General features: G+C 66.3%; 16 protein-coding genes, 1 CRISPR repeat array and 1 riboswitch. Of the genes, 2 read left to right on the top strand and 14 right to left on the bottom strand.

Annotated features, from left to right (window positions below; all coding sequences use genetic code 11):
* Nucleotides 1-16: 16 nt before the first annotated feature.
* The 3 genes from AC5I49_RS23420 to AC5I49_RS23410 are packed head-to-tail and all read right to left on the bottom strand — an operon-like array spanning nt 17 to nt 3,571.
* Entirely contained in the window at nt 17-1,033 is a 1,017-nt protein-coding gene (locus tag AC5I49_RS23420; RefSeq protein WP_495789971.1) for an ABC transporter permease, read from the bottom strand.
* Nucleotides 1,023-2,552: a sugar ABC transporter ATP-binding protein gene (locus tag AC5I49_RS23415; RefSeq protein WP_495789970.1), complete on the bottom strand. Its 1,530-nt coding sequence runs from the start codon at nt 2,550-2,552 to the stop codon at nt 1,023-1,025. The genes AC5I49_RS23420 and AC5I49_RS23415 overlap by 11 nt, the downstream gene beginning before the upstream one ends.
* A 17-nt stretch (nt 2,553-2,569) precedes the next feature.
* Nucleotides 2,570-3,571: a sugar ABC transporter substrate-binding protein gene (locus AC5I49_RS23410; RefSeq protein WP_495790025.1), complete on the bottom strand. Its 1,002-nt coding sequence runs from the start codon at nt 3,569-3,571 to the stop codon at nt 2,570-2,572.
* A 271-nt stretch (nt 3,572-3,842) separates the two neighbouring features.
* Between AC5I49_RS23410 and AC5I49_RS23405 the strand changes: the two genes are divergently transcribed.
* Nucleotides 3,843-4,643, top strand: a complete 801-nt coding sequence (locus tag AC5I49_RS23405; protein WP_495789969.1) for an IclR family transcriptional regulator — start codon at nt 3,843-3,845, stop codon at nt 4,641-4,643.
* Between the two features lie 381 nt (nt 4,644-5,024).
* A CRISPR array of direct repeats spans nt 5,025-6,507; the repeat unit is 32 nt; unit sequence GTTTCAATCCACGCGCCCGCGCGGGGCGCGAC.
* Nucleotides 6,508-6,690: 183 nt separating this feature from the next.
* On the opposite strand, the gene cas2 is transcribed toward AC5I49_RS23405, so the two are convergent.
* The 11 genes from cas2 to AC5I49_RS23350 all read right to left on the bottom strand — a co-directional run bounded on the left by cas2 (nt 6,691) and on the right by AC5I49_RS23350 (nt 19,436).
* Nucleotides 6,691-6,981, bottom strand: coding sequence for a CRISPR-associated endonuclease Cas2 (gene cas2, locus AC5I49_RS23400; protein WP_495790024.1), 291 nt, complete (start codon nt 6,979-6,981; stop codon nt 6,691-6,693).
* Nucleotides 6,982-7,084: 103 nt separating this feature from the next.
* Nucleotides 7,085-8,125, bottom strand: coding sequence for a type I-C CRISPR-associated endonuclease Cas1c (gene cas1c / locus AC5I49_RS23395; RefSeq protein ID WP_034368861.1), 1,041 nt, complete (start codon nt 8,123-8,125; stop codon nt 7,085-7,087).
* On the bottom strand, nt 8,110-8,766 hold the full coding sequence (gene cas4, locus AC5I49_RS23390; protein WP_212646118.1) for a CRISPR-associated protein Cas4: 657 nt from the start codon (nt 8,764-8,766) through the stop codon (nt 8,110-8,112). The genes cas1c and cas4 overlap by 16 nt, the downstream gene beginning before the upstream one ends.
* A 27-nt stretch (nt 8,767-8,793) precedes the next feature.
* On the bottom strand, nt 8,794-9,675 hold the full coding sequence (cas7c, locus tag AC5I49_RS23385) for a type I-C CRISPR-associated protein Cas7/Csd2 (protein WP_034368866.1): 882 nt from the start codon (nt 9,673-9,675) through the stop codon (nt 8,794-8,796).
* Nucleotides 9,672-11,504, bottom strand: a complete 1,833-nt coding sequence (cas8c, locus tag AC5I49_RS23380) for a type I-C CRISPR-associated protein Cas8c/Csd1 (RefSeq protein WP_495789968.1) — start codon at nt 11,502-11,504, stop codon at nt 9,672-9,674. Before cas8c ends, cas7c begins: the two co-directional genes overlap by 4 nt.
* On the bottom strand, nt 11,501-12,175 hold the full coding sequence (cas5c, locus tag AC5I49_RS23375) for a type I-C CRISPR-associated protein Cas5c (protein WP_154834995.1): 675 nt from the start codon (nt 12,173-12,175) through the stop codon (nt 11,501-11,503). The genes cas8c and cas5c overlap by 4 nt, the downstream gene beginning before the upstream one ends.
* A 41-nt stretch (nt 12,176-12,216) precedes the next feature.
* A complete protein-coding gene (cas3, locus tag AC5I49_RS23370; RefSeq protein ID WP_495789967.1) occupies nt 12,217-14,460 on the bottom strand; it encodes a CRISPR-associated helicase Cas3' in 2,244 nt (747 codons plus the stop codon).
* A gap of 174 nt (nt 14,461-14,634) precedes the next feature.
* Nucleotides 14,635-16,578 (bottom strand): phosphomethylpyrimidine synthase ThiC, encoded by a 1,944-nt coding sequence (thiC, locus tag AC5I49_RS23365; RefSeq protein WP_495789966.1) that lies wholly within the window; start codon nt 16,576-16,578, stop codon nt 14,635-14,637.
* Between the two features lie 265 nt (nt 16,579-16,843).
* Nucleotides 16,844-16,969, bottom strand: a riboswitch (TPP riboswitch).
* Between the two features lie 63 nt (nt 16,970-17,032).
* On the bottom strand, nt 17,033-17,695 hold the full coding sequence (locus AC5I49_RS23360) for a nitroreductase (RefSeq protein WP_043792883.1): 663 nt from the start codon (nt 17,693-17,695) through the stop codon (nt 17,033-17,035).
* Nucleotides 17,696-17,748: 53 nt separating this feature from the next.
* Nucleotides 17,749-18,573, bottom strand: a complete 825-nt coding sequence (gene cysE / locus AC5I49_RS23355) for a serine O-acetyltransferase (RefSeq protein ID WP_012204231.1) — start codon at nt 18,571-18,573, stop codon at nt 17,749-17,751.
* A 35-nt stretch (nt 18,574-18,608) separates the two neighbouring features.
* Nucleotides 18,609-19,436 carry an RNA methyltransferase gene (locus tag AC5I49_RS23350; protein WP_495789965.1) on the bottom strand — a complete coding sequence of 276 codons (828 nt, stop codon included), beginning with the start codon at nt 19,434-19,436 and terminating at the stop codon, nt 18,609-18,611.
* Nucleotides 19,437-19,652: 216 nt separating this feature from the next.
* On the opposite strand from AC5I49_RS23350, the gene AC5I49_RS23345 reads away from it, so the two are divergent.
* Nucleotides 19,653-20,567 carry an inositol monophosphatase family protein gene (locus AC5I49_RS23345; protein WP_016453855.1) on the top strand — a complete coding sequence of 305 codons (915 nt, stop codon included), beginning with the start codon at nt 19,653-19,655 and terminating at the stop codon, nt 20,565-20,567.
* Nucleotides 20,568-20,747: the final 180 nt, after the last annotated feature.

The following is a 20,747-nucleotide window of genomic DNA, read 5'->3' as shown; positions in this document are numbered from 1 at the left end:
GATTCGCGGGCCGCGCCTATTGCTGCTGCTCACCTGCGAGCCGGGCCAGCATCAGGGCGCCGAGGATGATGGCGCCGTAGATCGCCTGTATCCAGAACGATGGCACCTGGGCCAGCGTCAGCAGGTTCTGCACCACGCCCAGCAGCAGCACGCCGCACAGCGCACCCGACATGGAGCCCTTGCCGCCATCGAGCGAAATCCCGCCGATGACGGCCGCCGCGAACACCGTGAAAATCATCGAGCTGCCCTGGTTGGCATTGATCGCGCCCACATAGCCCGTGACCACCAGCCCGCCCACTGCGGCCAGCACACCGGCCAGCACGAAGACGCCCCAGGTAATACGGTCCACATTGATGCCCGCCGCGCGCGCCGCATGGGGGTTGCCGCCAATCGCATACAGCGCGCGGCCCAGCCGGTGGTGGCGCAGCACCACGGCGGCCGTGCCAAACGCCAGCGCCGCCAGCCAGACCGACAGCGGCAGCCCCAGCAGCGTGGCCGTGGCCAGGGCGAAGAAAGGCTGCGGCATGTCGAACAGGGTGCCGCCCCTGGTCGCGCCCACGAGCAGGCCGCGCAGCACGATCAGCATCGCCAGCGTGACGATGAAGGCATTGAGCCGCAGCCTGACGACCAACAGGCCATTGAGAAAACCCGTGCATGCGCCCACGGCCGCGATGGCCAGCAGCCCCGCCGCCACCGGCCATTCCGTGCCAAAGCCTCCCGAGGCTGCAGGAATCACCAGCATGGCGCCCACCGCCGGCGCAATGCCCACCGTGGACTCCACCGACAGATCGAACTTGCCCGTGATGATGATCAGCGACTCCGCCAGCACCACCAGCGCCAGGGCTGCGGAGGCCCCCAGTATGCTGACCAGGTTGGCCGGTGTCAGAAAGCTGGGACTGGTCAAGGCTCCCAGCACGAACAGCAGGGCCAGCGCAGGCACCAGTGCATAGTCGCGCAGCCGGTGCAGGGCGAGCCGCCGGGCGGCCGGCACGGGCACAGCCGTGTTCGGCGAGACAAAGGCTTCAGTGCGCATGCAGGCTCACTCCTTCCATGGATGCAATCAGTTCACCGTCGTCCCAGCCTCTGGCGAGTTCGGCCACCACATGGCCATGCGACATCACCAGCACGCGGTCGCAGATGCGCAGGTCGTCCAGCTCGCTGCTCGCCAGCAGCACGGCCCGGCCCTGCCGTCGCTCACCCTCCACCACGGCCAGCAATGCCTGCCGGGACTTCACATCCACACCCGCAGTGGGATCGATGAGCACCAGCACATCGGGCTCGCTGGCCAGGGCGCGCGCCATCACCACCTTCTGCTGGTTGCCGCCCGACAGGCCGGACACGGCCTGCTGCGGCCCGCTGGCCGCCACATCCAGTGCGCGCATGGCCGCCAGCGCCGCGGCCTGCCTGCGCGATGGCGCGATGAACCCGAACCGGCCCAGCCTGTCCATGATGGTCATGGTTGCGTTCTCGGCAATGGACTGCCCCGGCACCAGGCCCTGGCGGTGCCTGTCCTGCGGCACGCAACCCACGCCGTGCGCCAGCGCGGCGCCCACATCACCGGGCGGCAGCACGCGGCCCGACACCAGGATCCGGCCCGCCGTGGTGCGCCGCAGGCCCGCCACCGCCTCACCCACGGCCGTGCGCCCGCTGCTGGTGGAGCCTGTCAGCCCCACGATCTCGCCACGCCGCACCTGCAGGCTGACAGCCCCGAAACCCTTGCCGCACACTTGCTGCAGCGCCAGCACCACGGGGGCAACGCCCGTGCCCCCGCCCGCCGGGGGTGCGTGGGCGGCGCAAGGCGAGCCGGCCAGGCTGTCCCGCTCGCCGGTCATGGCCTCGACCAGCGCCTGCCGGGGCAGCTGCGCCACCGGCGCCGTCACCACATGGCGGGCATCGCGCAGCACGGTGACCGTCTGGCAAATCTCATAGATCTCCTGCAAGTGGTGCGAGATGAAGAGAAACGTGACGCCGCCTTGCTGCAGATCGTGCACGCGCCTGAGCAGCCGCCGCGTCTCGTCGTGGTCCAGTTGCGCCGTGGGTTCGTCCAGGATGATGAAGCGCGCGCCCAGCGACAACGCCCGTGCGATCTCCACCAGTTGACGGGCTTCCACCGTCAGATCCCGGGCCAGCGCATCCTCGTGCACATCGATCTGCCAGGCATCCAGCAAGGCCCTTGCCTCGCGCCGCAGCACGCGCCAGGAAATCCAGCCATGGCGCAGCGGCTGCCGGTTGATAAACAGGTTCTCGGCCACCGACAGCTCGCCGATGATGGTCGAATGCTGGTAGACACAGGCCACATGCTGGCGCCAGGCCATGCGGTCAGTCACCGCAGGCGCGGGCTGGCCGTTGAAGCGGATGCTCCCCGTGCCGGGCTGGTGCAGGCCGGTCAGCAGGGCGACCAAGGTGGACTTGCCTGCGCCGTTGCGGCCAGCCAGTGCATGCGACTCGCCCGGCATGACCGCCAGGCTCACATCGTGCAAGGCCGTCGTGGAGCCGAAACGCAAGCCGAGCCCACGCGCCTCCATCACCGGCGTGCCCGGTCTGTCAGCCATGAATCCGGGGGGCATCGTCATGGCTGGTTGGCCCACAGCGACTTGTCGTCCACGTTCTCGCGGGTCACCACGGGTGCGGGCAACTGGTCCTCCAGAATGCCGGGCGCCACCTCCACGATGCGGCTGCCATGCGGGGTGGGCCCGGGCTTGAACGACTGCCCTGCCAGCGCTGCCTTGATGTAGTACAGGCCGTACTTTGCGTAAAGATCGGCGGGCTGCGAGATGGTGGCGTCGATCTCGCCCCTGCGGATGGCATCCAGCTCCTGCGCGATGCCGTCGTTGCTGATCACCACGATGTGCCTCGGATCGCCGGCCGGATGCAGCAGCCCCGTGCGCCGCAGCGTCTGCAGCGTGGGCGCCAGATAGACGCCGCCTGCGTGCATGTAGATGCCCTTCAGGTCCGGATGCGCGGACAGCAGGCCGTCGAGCGCGGCAGCGGCGGCATCGGACTTCCAGGCCGCTGGAATCTCCAGCACCTGCAGCGCCGGGAAATCCTTCATGCAACTGCGGAAAGCCTCGGCCCGATCACGGCCGTTGACCGATGCCAGGTCGCCCATGATCTGCACCACCTTGCCCGCCTTCACCTGCGCGCCCAGGTACTGGCAGGACCGCGTGCCATAGGCGCGGTTGTCGGCACGCACCACCATCGCCACCTTGCCCCGGGTAGGCGCCACGTCCACCGCCACCACAGGAATCTTCCCCTGCTCGGCCAAGGCGAGCGCGCGACCAATGGCCGCCGAATCCAATGGCGCCACCACCAACCCCTTGGCGCCGAGGTTGATCAGATTGGCCACGTCGGTGATCTGCTGGGCCGGGTCCTGGTTGGAGTTCACCGGCGCCAGGATGTCGACCCCAAGGGCCTTGGCCATTTGCGGGAGGTAGCCGTTGTAGGCCTGCCAGAACGGCGAGGTCAGCAGCGGCAGGTTGACCCCGATCCTGCCCTGCGCCGGGCCAGGTTCCGCCGCCAGCGCCGCCACTGAAGCCAGCGCGGCTACAGCGGACATGAGCCGGCAAAGCATTGCGGAACATCCGGCCGGAACCTGGAAAACGCCGTGCAGTGCAGCCATGGAAAGTGCCTCCTCATGTGTGCCGGGACTCCGGCGGTGCCGCTGGAACGCCTTTTTGCCGATGGCGCGTGGCACATCGCTGGGGCAATTTATTCATCCATGAATTAATTATTTATAAATAAACCTCACTTCGGCAGCTATGGTTTACCCAGCCCACGCACCGCTTGCGCAGGTCGGCAGCAAAAACAGGACTTGTCCTATCCCGAACGTAAGATCTGCACGCATGAGCAAAGCACTGGACAACGCAGAAGACAGCGAGCGCTACCGCGCGCCGGCACTGGACAAGGGGCTGGACATCCTGGAGCTGCTGGCCGAGCACCCCGATGGCCTGACACGCGCCGAGATCGTCAAGGAACTGGGCCGGGGCCCCAGTGAGATCTACCGCATGCTCGAGCGACTGGTGGCCCGGCAATACGTGATGCGCTCGGCCGGTGGTGACCGCCATGCGCTCAGCCTCAAGATGTTCGCGCTGGCGCACCGCCACCCGCCCGTCAACCGCCTCGTGACCCAAGCGCTGCCCGTCATGGATGCCTATGCGCGGCAGGCCGAGCAGTCCTGCCACCTGGGCCTCTACGACCGTGGCAACGTCTTGATCGTGGCCCAGGTCCCCGGCCCCGGGAACTGGGGCCTGTCAATCAGGCTGGGCGCACGCGTCGGGCTGCTGGACACCGGGTCAGGCCATGTGCTGCTGGCCTGCCAGACACGCGAACGCCGCGCGCAGATGCTGGCCGAGCACACGCCGCTGGAAGGCGAGGTACATCTGCCCGAGGCACAACTGCACGACATGCTGGAACAGATACGCAGCACGGGTCACAAGCAGAGCGAAAGCCTGCAGTCCTATGGCGTGGTGGACATCTCCTGCCCCATCCTCGGGCCCGATGGCCATGCCCTGGCTGTGCTCACATCTCCCTATATCCGGCGGATCGATGGGCATGCGGGTCCCTCGCTGGATGAGGCACGCGGGTACCTGCTGCAGGCAGTGGCTGGACTCTCTCTCAATGGCGGTCTGCGCGGCGAGGAGTGAGTCAGGCGATTCGTTTCAAATGCATGTGGCGCTTGCTGTGGTGGCAGGGGTTTCAATCCACGCGGTCGCAAGGGGCGCGACACTTACGGCGCTTTGCGTGATGCCCACCAAGTCGCTGTTTCAATCCACGCGCCCGCACGGGGCGCGACTGGCGGGTCGGCCGGCAGGCGCCACTGCCATGGTGGTTTCAATCCACGCGCCCGCACGGGGCGCGACTCTATGCTCCCGCCGCACCGCGTAGGCGTCCAACTGTTTCAATCCACGCGCCCGCGCGGGGCGCGACCCAGCATTTTTTCGGACTCCATCCGAAGCCGCTGTTTCAATCCACGCGCCCGCGCGGGCGCGACAGGAGCTGCAGAAGGCTTGCGCTGCGCAGGCAGTTGTTTCAATCCGCGCGCCCGCGCGGGGCGCGACGGTTTGCCAAAGAGCCGAAGCTCAAGTACCCGACGTTTCAATCCACGCGCCCGCGCGGGGCGCGACTTTGACGGTCATGGAGATACCTCACGTCGTTGGTTGTTTCAATCCACGCGCCCGCGCGGGGCGCGACTCTATTTCGGTTCCAAAGAAGCGGGCAAGCAGACGTTTCAATCCACGCGCCCGCGCGGGGCGCGACCTGTTGTCGATCGAGAAAGGCAGGTAGTCCTGGTCGTTTCAATCCACGCGCCCGCGCGGGGCGCGACCACGCAAGACCCAGTGCAGATCAAGCGCGAGATGTTTCAATCCACGCGCCCGCGCGGGGCGCGACCCCCATGGCACCGGGTACGCGGCGCGGCGAGAGGTGTTTCAATCCACGCGCCCGCGCGGGGCGCGACTCTCTGGCATGCCCTCGATCACATCGTCCGGCTGGTTTCAATCCACGCGCCCGCGCGGGGCGCGACCTGCTGCGCGGGCCGGGGCCTGCGGAGTTCAAAGTTTCAATCCACGCGCCCGCGCGGGGCGCGACCAGCGGCAACCCCTTCCTCGATCTGTGCATGTGGTTTCAATCCACGCGCCCGCGCGGGGCGCGACGCCAGAGTAGAGACTATGAATTAGGAGCAGGGATGTTTCAATCCACGCGCCCGCGCGGGGCGCGACTCAGTCTTGTTATCGCCCTCTGCCCCGGACCAGGGTTTCAATCCACGCGCCCGCGCGGGGCGCGACGTGGCTGACAATCACTTCGCTGTCGCGGCAGTCGTTTCAATCCACGCGCCCGCGCGGGGCGCGACGCGGCACCCGCGCGCCGCTGCTGGCCATGCCCCAGTTTCAATCCACGCGCCCGCGCGGGGCGCGACGGTGGCCGGCGAGCGCATCAAGACCCAACAGAAAGTTTCAATCCACGCGCCCGCGCGGGGCGCGACGGGATGGTGCTGATGCGCGTGGCGCCGGCGCGGGTGTTTCAATCCACGCGCCCGCGCGGGGCGCGACGTTCTGCTCGGTGCTGCAGGTACGGTTGCCCCAGTTTCAATCCACGCGCCCGCGCGGGGCGCGACACAGCACTTCGGCGTTGTAGTGCCGGTGCAGCTTGTTTCAATCCACGCGCCCGCGCGGGGCGCGACGCCGGTGAGCACAAGGTGGACGGCAACCCCTTTGTTTCAATCCACGCGCCCGCGCGGGGCGCGACCGTTCACGAGGCTCGGCTCATGATCAACGGACTTGTTTCAATCCACGCGCCCGCGCGGGGCGCGACCTCGAATGACGCGCATTGAAGCCGAGCTGCGGGCGTTTCAATCCACGCGCCCGCGCGGGGCGCGACCGCCAATGGATGGACTTTGGTAGGACGGACGGTGTTTCAATCCACGCGCCCGCGCGGGGCGCGACTTGGTTCGATGGAGCTTGCGAGCCTGAGGAGTAAGGTTTCAATCCACGCGCCCGCGCGGGGCGCGACGGGGTACTTATAGAGCAATTTCACCGCTATGAAAAAAGCCAGGCTTCCGCGAACCAGGCGGCGCTGTCATGCCGCGGAATCGGCGTTCAGCCAATCCCTCGCACACCCCCTTTTGAAAACAACAGCTTGCGCGGCCGCGAACCTCAAGGGCAGGTGGCGGTCACTTGGGGTTCGCGCGGAGGTTCAGAAGACGAGGGGGGCGTCGAGGTCCAGCACGGGCTTTGCGCCGATGTGTTCGACCTTGCTGCGCCAGTGTTGGCCCAGGTAGTAGAACCTGAGGCTGTCCTGGGCGGGGTCGATGATTTGCATCAGCCGCGCCTTGAGGGCGACCCATTGCGCGGCGTCCACTTCTATCTCGAAGACGGAGTATTGCGCGCGCTGGCCGAAGTCCCGGCAGGCCTTGGCGATGCGCCGCAGGCGGCGGGCTCCACTCGGGTCCTGGGTGCGGACGTCATAGCTCACCAGGACCATCATCGGCACACCTCATTTCTCATCGCCGGGCCGTCCCAAGATGAAAAAGCGGCTCCCTCGGGGGGCAGCGGACCTTGCGCAACAAAGGAAGCGTGGGGGCCATGTTTCATTTCCAAAGGAATGGCGGATAGGCATCGAGATCACCGCGCAGGTGGCGGGCCAGCAGTTGCGCCTGGATAAAGGGGAACAGTCCGATGGCGGCTTTTTCTTCGATGAAGGCGTGGCGCAGTTCTTCACGCTTGCGTTCCTGGTAGGCGGTCAGCACGGTCTTGCGTGATGCTTCGGTCAGCAGGACCGCTCCGTTGTCCATGGTCTGGAAGTCGCGCTCACCCAGTTGCTTGCGGTTGATCAGCGACAGCGCCAACCGGTCCGCCAGCAGGGGGCGGAATTCCTCCAGCAGGTCCAGCGCCAGGCTGGGGCGCCCAGGCCTGTCACGGTGCAAGAAGCCCACGGCGGGGTCCAGGCCCACGCTTTCGAGTGCTGAGCGGCAGTCGTGCGTGACGAGGGTGTAGAGAAAAGACAGCAAGGCATTGACCGCGTCGCGCGGTGGGCGCCGGCTGCGCCCCTGAAAGCGCATGGCGGGGCTGTCCACGCGAATGAGCATGTCGAACACGCCGAAATAGGCCTGCGCCGCCTCGCCCTCGTAGCCGCGCAGCATGTCCAGGCTGGTTTCTCCGGGCAGTTTGTCCGCAATGCGCCCCAGCCGCCTGTAGGCGTGCGTCAGTGCTGCCTCGGCTTCGGGCTCCAGCTTGTCGCCGTGGTCACGCAGTGCCCGGCCCAGGACCGCGCGCTGGTTGTGCAGCTTGCCCAGCAGGATGTTGTGGACGATGGCGGCGCAACGGCCCGGATCATCGCTGACCCGGTACTGCTGACGGCGCAGCAGCACGTTGCCGGAAACAGGCCCCTCCACCCGCGCAAGAAAGCGCCCGTTGGGCGTGAGAAAGCTGGTGCAGATGCCCTGCTCGGCGCAATAGCCCATCAGCGGTGGAGACACCAGCACGCGTCCGAAGCAGACCAGGCTCTCGAGCATGTGCACCGGCAGACGGGCACGCTCGCGCTGCTCGACCTCCATCACGATGTTGGCACCGTCCTTGCGCAGCCAGGCGCCTTCGGTGGTCACGTACAGGGTGTTCAGTTGCCGTCGCATGGACCTTCTTCCATCTGCTTGCTCCATTGCGCTGACAGCCAGGCATTGACACTCTGGGTTCGCCCCAACAGCCTGGGTTGGCAAAGGTCCAGCAGCGAACAGGCATCGCACAGCCGGGGGCTGTAGCGCGCCGTTGGCGTGGTGCCCGAGTCCAGCATGGAGCGCACCGCGGCAATGGTGCCGCAGGTGAGCTGACGCAGTTCTTCGTCGAAGCGCACATCGGTGCGCCTGCGGGCCTCGCCGTAGTAAAGGGCGCCCGCCTCTACCGGCTGGCCCAGCATGGACTCCAGGCACAGCGCCTGGGCGCAGAGCTGGACTTCATCGGCACGATGGGCCTTAGGCCGGCCGCGCTTGTATTCCACGGGAAACGCTCGCTCGCCCTGTGGGCCCTGGTGGAATTCCACCACGTCGGCAATGCCGGTGATGCCCAGGCGCGTCTCGGCCAGCGGCATGGCCGTGACAGTGCGCACACCCTTGCGCCGCTCGGCCTTGGGCTTGTCGGCCTTTTCGTGCAGCAGCCGGCCTTCAGCCGTATGCCGGCTTTCGGCCCAGAGCTGCTCGACATGGATGAGGGCGCATTGCCTTGGGCAGTACAGGTAATGCTGCAATGCCGACAGGGCAATGGCGTCGTCTTCGCTCATGGTGCGTCGGCGGCTTTGCCAACCGTCTCAGATCAGTTCCCGCAGGGTCACGCCCGAAGGCACGGCCGCAGTGTCGATGTGCACACGGTAGTCAGCAAAGCGCCGGGGAGCGCCCGCATCGGCCGGCTGTGCGGACTCCACCTTGACGGCGTCAAACAGCACATGCGCAGGCGCGTTGCCCATGGCGCTTTCATGTTCGAAGACGATGAGTTTGCGCGCCGCCATCTCGCCGCGTGCGGCGGAGCGGTCATGCTCGAACATGTTGATCAGCGCGCGCCAGAACAGGTCCAGGTCCTCGTTGGAAAACCCGGTGCGCTCGGCCAGCTTGGCCGAGATGAAGCCATGGGCACGGTACAGGCCGTAGGGAATGATGTGCTTGCGGCCCATGGTGCGGTTGTCGCCACTCTGGGCTTCGGCCTCTTTTTCTGTGGTGACGGCCATGCGCGTGATGGAGATTTCCAGCGGCACCACGGGGTCGATGGAGGTGGCGAAGGCCATCTGTATGGGTCCGCGCACCTGGCCCGCATTGACGCCCGTGGTCATGACAGCGCCAAAGGTGCGGATGTCGAAGAAGTTGGCGCACATCCAGGCCGTGATCTCGCGGGCCTTGGCTTCGTCCTTGGGCAGTTTCTTGTCTTCGGGCTTGAGGCCGATGGCCTCGTAGGCCTTGCGGTGCTGTTGGTTCAGGATGGCCTTTTCCTGCATGTAGATGGCATGGCCAGGCGCATCTTCCTTGTCCAGGCTCACGAAGTTGCGGATCTTGCGCTTGAGGCAGACATCGGTGACCAGGCCTCGATTGGTCTCGGGGTCCAGGCGCGGCAGGTTGCCGGCATCGGGATCGCCATTGGGATTGCCATTGGTGATGTCGAACAGGTAGACGAATTCGTAGCGGTGGGCGATGGCGGTCATGCGGAGGCTTCCTCGGAGGTGTCTTGTGTGGAATCGTTGCTGTCGTCGTTGGCAACCGATTTGCCGAAACGGCTTTGCGACTGGTGGTAGTAGCCGATGGCGAAACGGCCCTGGTCTTCGATGCGCAGGCTGCGGGGGAAGCTGTCGGTGAGGCCGCCGACAATCTCGCCAATGTCCTTTTCCAGCCCCACGGCAGCGCCCGGCCTGTCCTTGCGCAGGCGCCCCAGATGGTTTTGCGCATTGCGCAGCAGCATGGGAAATACCGATGCCGGCGTGGCCGAGGCCGCGCCGTAGTAGCGGTCGCGGATGGTCGCGTTGACCTGCCCGCCCAACGCCTGGCGCTGGGCACTTTCCAGCACGGCGAAAAGGCGGCCCAGCCGGTAGGCCGCGTTGGTGGATTCCTTGTCCAGACTCACGGGGATCTCCTCCTTGTCACTGTTGATTCCGAGGCGGCGCTCACGCGCCAGAATGCCTTTGCAGATACCCACGCGCAGCCCCGACAGATGGCCGTCGCTGCGCATGCGCATCAGCACGTTGGCCAGCAGGCTGCGTGGATAGGGGCGGCCGGTGAGCACGGCGCGCATGAACTCCCCCACGAGATTGCTCATGGCGTCATCCATCTTGGGCGCGCTGCCCTCACGGTGCGGTGCCGTGGCCAAGACCACGCGGTAGGCCGACGGGGCCGTCTTCCAGGGCTGTGGCTCCAGCGCGAAGTCATGGGCATGCTCCGCCAGGCGGCGCGCAAACAGGCCCAGCGTGCCGACCTCCCAGAAACGGATGGAGATGCGCGAGGCATTGGGCGCCAGGCCCAGCACGTACATGCGCGTGTCTTCCTCAAGCCTGGGGTCGATGTCGCTGAGCGGCTGGCCTTTCTGCACCTTCTCCAGTTCGATGCGGATGCGCGCGGCCTCCTGGTCGTCCGAGGGACGGTCATCGAGCAGGTCGGCCAGCAGCGACTCGGCCCGCACGGCCTGTTCGGCCTCCTGGCCATCTGCGGCCTCGGCCCAGAAGACGATGCTGGTATCACCGATCTGCAGGCGCTGGCGGTTGTGCTCGCCGCGCCGCAGCAGGTGGTTGAGCACGGTGGTGTAGGCAAAGGCGGCCTGCTCCGAGACAGGTGCGTTGTCGCCCTGGCTTTTGCCGTAGGAAGTGAATGACTCCTGGTTGAATGAGACGATGGAGGCGCCGGAGCTCTGCGCACCGCTGACGCCCTTGATGACCGGGTGCAGGCGCGCCACGGGCAGGCTTTCGCCGCTCACAAGGCAGGTCGCCACCGACTCCTGACTGCTTTCTCCACCGTCGTCGCTGGCGAGCAGCCGGGCACGCAGGGCCTGAGCGGCCGGGCGTTCGTGCAGATAGGCCTTTTCGCCATCCATGCGGAACACCATGTTGGCATCGAGCATGTCCGGGGTGAAATGGGGCGCTTCGAATTGCTGCGGCGTCCAGGCATCGAGAAAGCCCAGCAAGGCCTTCAGGCCCGCGTCCTGCGTGCCGGCCAGATGCTCGCGGTGCAAGGCCTTGAAGGCTTCATGCTCCTTGTCCGCGCGCTTGCTGGTGGCGCTCACGCCCAGCACATAGCTGGTCTTGTCCCAGAGGAAGTTGGACTTGATGCCCACCGTTCTTTTCTCCGGCTGAGGCACGTTCATCACGCACGGCAGCGGCTTCTTGCCTGTGGTGTCGCGGATGTCGTTGACCTGCACCACACGGCCATCGGCGGCCAGCAGGATCTCGTAGCTGATCTTCTCGGGGCTGTAGCCAAAGGGCGCCAGGCCCTCCTCGCGGCGTTCCAGCAGCCGTTGGTAGTAGGTGGCAAGCGCCTGCAGGATCATGACTTGAGCTCCTCGCTGTGCCAGGGCGGCACGGCGATCACGCCACCGGACATGCTGGCGCGGAAAAAGCGCGGGGCCATGCCGTTGGCAAAGTCGATGTCGTGCAGCATCCAGCCCAGGTCCCGCTCGGGCAGCAGGCTTTCGTGCGGCGTGGGCAATGCCTCGCCGTCTTCGAGCAGGCCGAAGTCCGCCGGAAACTCGCGCACGCCCAGGCAGGGCATCTGAAAGCACTGGCCCTTGCGCGCTCGGCGGTTGAAGATGTCCAGGTGCTTGCCCACCGAGTCGTCGGCGCCTGCCTTGGGCGTGAGCTCGAAATGCGCTTCGATCACATAGGCCACGTCGCGCAGCACCGTGGCCGCACGCTGCTGGCGGTCCTGGTCCACATGCGTGACCAAGCCTTCCGTGGAGCCGGCCTTCATCGCCTTGGACACACTGGCCGGAGAGATCTTGCTGCCGACCTCGTTGCGCCGTATCGATTCAAAGCGGATCGGCTTCAGTACGTGGATGCGGTCTACGCTCCAACGTATGGCCGGCTTCCAGTGGATGGCCTCCAGAATGCCGCGCGCGGCCGAAGGCGTGATGACATCGTAGCTGACGCGCTCACCCTTCATCTCGGGTCTGGTGAAGCAGGCGCGCTCACCCCAGACCTTCAGTTTCACTCCAAATCCCATGCCCTCTCCTCTCCTTCAGCGGCAAGACACCGTTGCCTGCGCTACCAGCACAAATGCTCGGTCTGGATCAGCGCGGGCTCATCCCAATGGATGCCATGGCGCGGGTCGTACAAGCCCTCGTGCGCCAGCACCATGAATTGATCACCCCATTTGCTTTCGACCACCGGCACCACGGCCCCGGCCTTGCGCAGCGCATCAAAGCCTTGTCGCGGCAGTTGCACCAGGTAGGGCTGCAGGCTGCGCGCCAGGCCCACGCTGCCTTGCGCATGCTCCAGCGCCCGCAGCGCGTCCCTGGCCTTTTCGTCATACGGCACGATCACCGGCATCTGCACGCTGTCGATGAGCCGGAACTTCGCCGCCAGGGTTTCCATCGGCAGGCTGTCGAAGCGGCTTGCCGTCAGTTGCCCCAGCAGATCCGGCACATCCAGGGCCTGCGAGCCCTTTTGCCAGTACAGCAGCGAGAAGTAGCGCTGGATGGCCTCGGGGGCCAGAGGCTGCGCCTCGAACTGCCTGAGCACTTCTCGCGCCTTCTCCGCGTACTGCTTGAGTTCAGGTGGCGGTGCCCAATCCGGATTGCCCGGCAGAAACACAAGCACCTCGCTGGCATCCCTGGCGCGCCGTCCCTCCCGGTTGCAGCGGCCAGCGGCCTGGGCGATGGAGTCCAGGCCCGCCTCGGCACGCAGCACGGTGGGAAAGTCCACATCGACGCCGGCCTCGATCAGGCTCGTCGATACCAGCCGGCAGGGTTTGCCTTCCTTGAGCATCTGCCGCACTTCGGCCAGCACCTCGCTGCGGTGCCTTGCACACATCAGCGTGGTCAGATGGCGTGCGCCGGGCAGATCGGCCATGGCCTGGTAGACGGCCCGCGCATGGCGGCGGTTGTTGACGATGCACAGCACCTGTTCGCGCGAGCGCATGTGTCCGGCCAGCGCCTCGTCGTCCAGCACGCCCAGGTGCCGCACGCGCACGCGCTCCAGTTGCGTGAACAGCCGGTCCGGGTCGGGCGCCAGTTCCCGCACTTCGTTCAGGCCGCCCTCGAAATCGGGCGCCACCAGTGCAGGCTGGGTCGCGGTGCATAGCACCACGCTCGCGCGGTAGTTGCGCGCCAGTTCGTCGATGGCCGCCACGCAGGGCCGCAGCAGCTTGAGGGGCATGGTCTGGGCCTCGTCCAGCACGACCACGCTGCCCGCGATGCGGTGCAGCTTGCGGCATTGCGATGGCCGGGCGGCGAACAGGCTTTCGAAGAACTGCACGGCCGTGGTAACGATGATGGGCGCGTCCCAGTTCTCCATGGCCAGCTGCAGCTTCTTCTGCGCCTGGTATTTTTCGGGGTCGTCGCGCGGCGGCTCGGTCTGCACGAAAGCGCTGTGGTGCTCCAGCACGGCGGCGTCGCCCAGCGGGCCCAGGGCCCTGCGAAATACGGCGGCGTTCTGCTCGACGATGCTGGTGAACGGAATCACGAAGATCACTCGGCTCAGGCCATGGCGTATGGCGTGGTCCAGCGCGAAGGCCAGCGAGGCCAGCGTCTTGCCCCCACCCGTGGGCACCGTCAGGGAAAACAGCCCCGGCGCCAGTTCCGCCTGCGCACGCACATGCTGCAGGATGTCTGAGCGGATGGGGTTGACGTCGCCCCCCGTCGGCAGACCTGCCAGGAAGTGATCGAGCTGCTCCCGCAAGGCCTGCAGGCTGGGGGCCGGCTTACCCGCGCTGCGATGATCGGGACGGCTTTCCGTCTTCAGATAAAAGCGCTCCGTATCGAGAAAATCGGCATCGACCAGGCATGAAAACATCATGCGTGTGAAAAATGCCAACTGGAAATTCTTGCGTTTGCCGTCACAGGGCTTGAGATCGACCATGGGCAGCTTGGCGGGCAATGCGATGTCTCGCTTCCAGGCGGAATCGAGCGCCGGCAATTCATACCCGTCATCGAGCCGCTGGCGCAATGCGGATCTTTCCCCTTGCCCATCCCCATTGGCCAATCCCGCATGGTGCCCGGCAATGCCATAGGCCAGCAAATGGCCTATTCCGGGATAGTGTCTGGCTGCAATGCGCGCGCCCCAGGTGGAGTGGTCCACGCGCAGTGCGCCGCCTTGCAGCCGAAGTTGGTAGGGCTCGGTGTACTTGCCCAGGTCATGCAGCCAGCCCTGTATCTCAGCCAGCTCACCGGCACCGAAGGCCTGTGCGAACTGTCGAGCCAATGTGCCCACACCCTTCAGGTGATCCGGCAGGGATTGCCAATCGGCCTTTGAAACATTGGCTGTGGAATGCGCAAAGAAGTCACCCATAAGACAATTCAGATTCTTCCGTCTATTTCTCGGTAAAAACAGGAATAGTCCTAAGAAAAAACACCGCAGGCACCAAAAGCGCCTGCGGTGTTTATTTGACCAGTCCAAGGCTGGATCGACTATAGGGGAAATATCAGCCTACACGGCGCAATCCCGATCAGGAGTCAGCGGATTTCAACGCGCCGTCGTATCGCTGCTGGCCTCCACGATGGGGATATAGAACTCTCCGCCCGCGCGGTTGAATTCCTCGGCCTTGGCCTGCATTCCGGCGGCAATGCCTTCCTGCTCGGCCACGCCCTTGGCAGCGGCGAATTCGCGCACTTCCTGGGTGATCTTCATGGAGCAGAACTTGGGGCCGCACATGGAGCAGAAGTGCGCCACCTTGGCGCTGTCCTTGGGCAGGGTTTCGTCGTGGTAGGCCTGGGCGGTGTCGGGGTCCAGGCCCAGGTTGAACTGGTCCTGCCAGCGGAAGTCGAAGCGGGCCTGGCTCAGCGCGTCATCGCGGGCGCGGGCGCCGGGGTGGCCCTTGGCGACGTCGGCGGCGTGGGCCGCGATCTTGTACGCGATGATGCCCTGCTTGACGTCGTCGCGGTCGGGCAGGCCCAGGTGCTCCTTGGGCGTGACGTAGCACAGCATGGCGGTGCCGAACCAGCCGATCATGGCCGCGCCGATGGCGCTGGCGATGTGGTCGTAGCCGGGGGCGATGTCGATGGTCAGCGGGCCCAGGGTGTAGAACGGCGCCTCGTGGCAGTGCTTGAGCTGCTCGGTCATGTTGGCCTGGATCATGTGCATGGGCACGTGGCCGGGGCCTTCGATCATGGTCTGCACGTCGTGCTTCCAGGCCAGCTGGGTCAGCTCGCCCAGGGTCTTGAGTTCGGCGAACTGGGCTTCGTCATTGGCGTCCGAGGCGCTGCCGGGGCGCAGGCCGTCGCCCAGCGAGAAGCTGACGTCGTACTGCTTCATGATGTCGCAGATGTCCTCGAAGTGCTCGTACAGGAAGCTCTCGCGGTGGTGGGCCATGCACCACTTGGCCATGATGGAGCCGCCGCGCGAGACGATGCCCGTGCGGCGCTGGGCCGTGAGGTGGATGTAGGCCAGGCGCACGCCGGCGTGGATGGTGAAGTAGTCCACGCCCTGCTCGGCCTGCTCGATCAGGGTGTCGCGGAAGATGGGCCAGGTCAGGTCCTCGGCAATGCCGCCCACTTTCTCCAGAGCCTGGTAGATGGGCACGGTGCCGATGGGCACGGGCGAGTTGCGGATGATCCAGTCGCGCGTGGTGTGGATGTTCTTGCCGGTGGACAGGTCCATCACGTTGTCCGCGCCCCAGCGGATGGCCCAGACCAGCTTCTCGACCTCTTCCTCGATGCTGGAGGTGACGGCCGAGTTGCCGATGTTGGCGTTGATCTTGACCTTGAAGTTGCGCCCGATGGCCATGGGCTCGATCTCGGGGTGGTTGATGTTGGCCGGGATGATGGCGCGGCCGCGCGCCACTTCGTCGCGCACGAATTCGGGCGTGATGATCTTGGGGATGGCGGCGCCCAGGCCGTTGCCGGCCAGGCGCGCCTCGCGCGCGGCGTCCTGCTGGTACTCGGCCATCCATTCGCGGCGGCCGTTCTCGCGCAGGGCCACGTATTCCATCTCGGGCGTGATGATGCCCTTGCGCGCGTAGTGCATCTGGGTGACGTTTCCGCCGCTTTTCGCGCGGCGCGGCTGGCGCTGCAGGGATGCGGCCTCGGCCCGCAGGCGGGCCACGCGCTCGTCTTCCTCGCCGCGCTTGCCGCCGTCGTCCAGGGCCTGGCGCAGGCGGCCGGCGTAGTACTCGCTGTCGCCGCGCGACTCGATCCAGGCATTGCGCACGCCCGGCAGGCCGCTGCGCACGTCGATGGCCACGGCCGGATCGGTGTAGGGGCCCGAGGTGTCATAGACGCTGACCTGCTCGCCATTGGTCAGCTGGATATCGCGCACGGGCACGCTCAGGCCGGCATGCAGGCTGCCTTGCAGATAGCTCTTGGTGGAGGCCGGGAACGGCTTGCGCGACTGCGCCAGCAGGTCGGAAAAACGCTGTGCGTCGGGAGCTTCGCCGGCTGCGGGGGTGAAGATGGAATCGGGAGCGTTCATGTCGGGTTCCTTGCGTTCAAAGCGTCGATCAACAACGCTCCGGGAACCGGACACTCCTTGGGCTGTGCCAAAGGCCGCGCACCGGGCTATGCCAGTGTGGGCCTGCCAGGGCCGTATGGCCTTGGCCCCTGGTTGCCACGCACGCCAAGGCGCACGAGCAGCCTTGGTTGGCAAGGGCCGATGTGCTTCGGATGGTGGCCTGCCTGGCCGTTGCGGCCCTGCGTGTATCCGCCGTGGCGGATTTCCATCCTCTGACTTCGGCCCCGCTTCAGGGTCCCGCTCTTCTTCCGCCGGTATCAACCGGATCAAGTTCGTCGGGTTCGCCGCCTGGCCCATGCAGCGCATGGACCGGTTGGCATCTCAGTGCATCAGCACACCCCGGAGCAGAGCGCAGTATAGGGGATGGCAAGGCGCCCTTGCCCTGCGGGTTTGCCCAGGGGCCTGAAAGCCCTGCTCAGTCGAAGCCGCGCATCTGTGCCCATTCGGCCATCGGTGCGCGCGTGGCGCGCCAGCCGTTGATGGGGGCATCCTTGTCCTCGTAGCCCAGCGCAATGCCGAAGGCCACGTGGTAGCCCTCGGGCAGCGCCAGCGCCTGGGTCACGGCGTCGTTGTAGCGGCGCCAGAAGCCCTGGGCGCAGGTGGCCAGGCCATTGGCGCAGGCCAGCAGCATGAAGGACTGCAGGTAGATGCCCAGGTCCACCCATTGCGGCAGGCCCATGCGCTCGTCCACCGCCACGATCAGGCCCACGGGCGCGCCGAAGAACTGGCCGTTGCGGGCCAGCTGCTCCAGCCGCGCGGGCTTGTCGTCGCGCGGAATGCCCAGCGACTGGTACAGCTCTTCGCCATTGGCAAAGCGCCGGCTGCGGTAGGGCTCCCAGAGGTTGGGCGGGTAGGACAGGCCGGGCTGGGCGTCCTGGGGCTCGGCTTCGGCAACGGCGGTCAGCAACTGCTGCAGCGGCTCGCCCGTCAGCGCCAGCACGCGCCAGGGCTGCAGGTTGCCGCCCGAGGCCGCTTGTGCCGACTGTTCCATCAGGGAGCGCACCAGCGCCGCATCGGGCGACTGGGGCAGGAAGGCGCGCACGGAGCGGCGCGCATGCAAGGCCTGTTCAACGTTCATGCTGGTCGGAGTCTCCGGTCTTCTTGGGGGATCTTTGGTGATCTTCTGCAGGCCTACTTGCCCATGATCTGGTCGATCTTGTCCTTCTGGAACGCCTGCGGGCGCTCTGACTCGCAGGGCACGCAGTCGCCCACCTTGCTGCCGGCCGAGAGCTTGGCAATCGCCTCCCACAGCAGCGCGATCTGCTGCTCGTGCGCGGCCGCGCCATCGCTCAGGCCGCGCATGGCCTGGGCCACGGGGTCCATTTCCTGGGTGATGCCGTAGGCCGTGAACGGCTGGGGCGCGGCAGCCGACGGGACCTTGATGGCCTCGGACTTGGCAGATGCCAGGTCGTGCTCGGTCACATCGGCGCTGTGGCCGTTCTTGCTGGCGATGATGCGCGCCGGAATGCCCACGGCCGTGGCGCCTGCGGGCACGGGCTTGATGACCACGGCATTGCTGCCGATCTTGGCGCCGTCGCCCACCTCGAAGCCGCCCAGCACCTTGGCGCCCGCGCTGACCACCACGTCGCGGCCCAGCGTGGGATGACGCTTGGCGCCCTTGTACAGAGAGGTGCCGCCCAGGGTCACGCCGTGGTAGATGGTGCAGCCGTCGCCGACCACGGCCGTCTCGCCGATAACGACGCCCATGCCGTGGTCTATGAAGACGCGCTCGCCGATGACGGCGCCCGGGTGGATCTCGATGCCCGTGAGCCAGCGGCCGATGTGCGAGATGAAGCGCCCCAGCCACTTGAGGCCATGGTTCCAGCACCAGTGCGCCGGGCGCTGCAGCCAGATCGCATGCAGACCCGGATAACAGGTGATGACCTCCCAGGTGCTGCGTGCCGCAGGGTCGCGGTCAAGGATGCACTGGATATCGGAGCGCAGGCGGTCAAGCATCTAGGGGCTGGTTATTGTTGACAAGACCGCTCAGTCTAGCGTTTCGGTGGGGTGCTCTGCAGCATGGCCTTCGCAACACCGCGCAGGATGTGGATTTCCTCGGCGGTCAGTTGCGAGCGGTTGAAAAGCTGGTTGAGGCGCGGCATCAGCTTCTTGGGCGCAGCCGGATCGAGAAAGCCGATATGCGCCAGCGCCTGCTCCCAATGGCCCAGCATGCCGGCCACCTGGGCCGCGTCGGCGCGCTGCGGCGCAGGCGTGTGCTCCACCACGGGAAAGCCGCCCAGCGCCTGGCGCCACTCATAGGCCACCACCTGGATGGCCGCCCCCAGGTTCAGCGAGCCGAACTGCGGATTGGACGGAATCGACAGCGCCACATCGCTGCGGTAGACATCGTCGTTGCTCATGCCGAAGCGCTCGCAGCCGAACAGGAAGGCCACGCCCGACTGGTTGCAGCGCGGCGCGGGAGCCGGTGCGGACACGGATGCATCGGTGGGCGGCGCCGCTTCATCGGGCACATCGGGCACATCGGGCGCAGCCAGCACATCCAGCGCCCCGCTGAGCAGCAGCTCGAAATGCTGGCGCGGCGTGCGCGTGGGCGGGCCGAAGTCGCGCGGCGTCATGGCCGTGGCGCACAGGTGGCTGATGCCGTCCAGCGCCTCCTCCAGCGTCTCGACCACGCGCGCATTGCCCAGCACGTCCAGCGCGCCGCTGGCCCGCTGGATGGTCTCTTCCTTGCGCAGCACGTTGGGCCAGCGCGGGCGCACCAGCACCAGGTCGTCAAAGCCCATGGTCTTCAGGGCGCGGGCGGCGGCGCCCACATTGCCGGCGTGGCTGGTCTCTATCAGTACGAATCGGGTTTTCATGGCGTCGCTGGCCTGCCGGCGCCGGCAGAGCCCCCAAGACGGGACAGGTTGCGCAGCACAAAACGGACAAGGCGGGTAAAATTGCGCGCTATTGTCGCCGCCCCGCATCGCCGGACGCGGCTTTTTCCGTTCTTACCCGCGTCAAACAGCCTGCTTTTGCCAGAGAGGACCGTCCTCTCCTTGCACAGCCGCTGCTCCGCCAACGCCTCACAATCTATGTCGACCAACCTGCATCCCATGCTCAACGTGGCCATCAAGGCCGCACGCGCCGCCGGCGCCATCATCAACCGCGCGGCTCTTGACGTGGAATCCGTGCGTGTCGCACAAAAGCAGGTCAACGACTTTGTGACCGAGGTGGACAAGGCGGCCGAGCAGGCCATCATCGAAACCTTGCTGGGCGCCTACCCGGGCCACGGCATCCTGGCCGAGGAATCGGGCAACGAGTTCGGCGCCAAGAACTCCGACTACGTCTGGATCATCGATCCGCTGGACGGCACCACCAACTTCATCCACGGCTTCCCCGTGTACTGCGTGAGCATTGCCCTGTCCTTCAAGGGCAAGGTGGAGCACGCCGTGGTGTACGACCCCTCGCGCAACGACCTGTTCACGGCCACGCGCGGCCGCGGCGCCTACCTGAATGACCGCCGCATCCGCGTGTCCAAGCGCATCCAGCTCAAGGACAGCCTGATCTCCACCGGCTTCCCCTTCCGCCGTGGCGACAACTTCAAGCAGTACATGAACATGCTGGGCGACGTGATGCAGGAAACCGCAGGCGTGCGCCGCCCCGGCGCCGCCGCGCTGGACCTGGCCTACGTGGCAGCCGGCTTTGCCGACGGCTTCTTTGAAAGCGGCCTGCAGATCTGGGACGTGGCCGCCGGCAGCCTGCTGGTGACCGAGGCCGGTGGCCTGGTCGGCAACTTCACGGGTGAGGCGGATTTCCTGGAGCAGAAGGAATGCCTGGCGGGCAATCCGCGCATCTATGGTGCGCTGGTCGGCATCGTTGGCAAGTACAGCAAGTTTGCTTCGGCTGGTGAGAAGGCGGGTGTGCGGCAGGCTTTGGCGGATTCGGGTGAGGCGGCTCCGGCTGCTGAGGCTGAGGCTGCTGAATCTGAGCAGCAGCCTGAGGCTTGATTCCGGCTTCTCCTCTCTTATGAAAAACAGCTCCTTCAAGGAGCTGTTTTTCGTTGGGCGTGGGTTCGGTGCGCTTTTTGCCCCTGCCAGGGGGTTGCTTTTCGGGGCCGGGTCTCGGCCCGGCGGCCGACTGCCCTTTCTTGATTCGCCAAGAAAGGTCAGATCAAAGAAGGCGACCCG

This window comes from Delftia sp., assembly GCF_059499305.1.
Note: the sequence above shows the minus strand (reverse complement) of the source record. Positions and strands in the feature narration are given on the sequence as shown.

What these genes read in the sequence shown, in the direction of transcription:
- AC5I49_RS23420 (WP_495789971.1), bottom strand. Translation starts at nt 1,033, where the DNA reads ATGCGCACTGAAGCCTTTGTCTCGCCGAACACGGCTGTGCCCGTGCCG.
- AC5I49_RS23415 (WP_495789970.1), bottom strand. Translation starts at nt 2,552, where the DNA reads ATGGCTGACAGACCGGGCACGCCGGTGATGGAGGCGCGTGGGCTCGGC.
- AC5I49_RS23410 (WP_495790025.1), bottom strand. Translation starts at nt 3,571, where the DNA reads ATGCTTTGCCGGCTCATGTCCGCTGTAGCCGCGCTGGCTTCAGTGGCG.
- AC5I49_RS23405 (WP_495789969.1), top strand. Translation starts at nt 3,843, where the DNA reads ATGAGCAAAGCACTGGACAACGCAGAAGACAGCGAGCGCTACCGCGCG.
- cas2 (WP_495790024.1), bottom strand. Translation starts at nt 6,981, where the DNA reads ATGATGGTCCTGGTGAGCTATGACGTCCGCACCCAGGACCCGAGTGGA.
- cas1c (WP_034368861.1), bottom strand. Translation starts at nt 8,125, where the DNA reads ATGCGACGGCAACTGAACACCCTGTACGTGACCACCGAAGGCGCCTGG.
- cas4 (WP_212646118.1), bottom strand. Translation starts at nt 8,766, where the DNA reads ATGAGCGAAGACGACGCCATTGCCCTGTCGGCATTGCAGCATTACCTG.
- cas7c (WP_034368866.1), bottom strand. Translation starts at nt 9,675, where the DNA reads ATGACCGCCATCGCCCACCGCTACGAATTCGTCTACCTGTTCGACATC.
- cas8c (WP_495789968.1), bottom strand. Translation starts at nt 11,504, where the DNA reads ATGATCCTGCAGGCGCTTGCCACCTACTACCAACGGCTGCTGGAACGC.
- cas5c (WP_154834995.1), bottom strand. Translation starts at nt 12,175, where the DNA reads ATGGGATTTGGAGTGAAACTGAAGGTCTGGGGTGAGCGCGCCTGCTTC.
- cas3 (WP_495789967.1), bottom strand. Translation starts at nt 14,460, where the DNA reads ATGGGTGACTTCTTTGCGCATTCCACAGCCAATGTTTCAAAGGCCGAT.
- thiC (WP_495789966.1), bottom strand. Translation starts at nt 16,578, where the DNA reads ATGAACGCTCCCGATTCCATCTTCACCCCCGCAGCCGGCGAAGCTCCC.
- AC5I49_RS23360 (WP_043792883.1), bottom strand. Translation starts at nt 17,695, where the DNA reads ATGAACGTTGAACAGGCCTTGCATGCGCGCCGCTCCGTGCGCGCCTTC.
- cysE (WP_012204231.1), bottom strand. Translation starts at nt 18,573, where the DNA reads ATGCTTGACCGCCTGCGCTCCGATATCCAGTGCATCCTTGACCGCGAC.
- AC5I49_RS23350 (WP_495789965.1), bottom strand. Translation starts at nt 19,436, where the DNA reads ATGAAAACCCGATTCGTACTGATAGAGACCAGCCACGCCGGCAATGTG.
- AC5I49_RS23345 (WP_016453855.1), top strand. Translation starts at nt 19,653, where the DNA reads ATGTCGACCAACCTGCATCCCATGCTCAACGTGGCCATCAAGGCCGCA.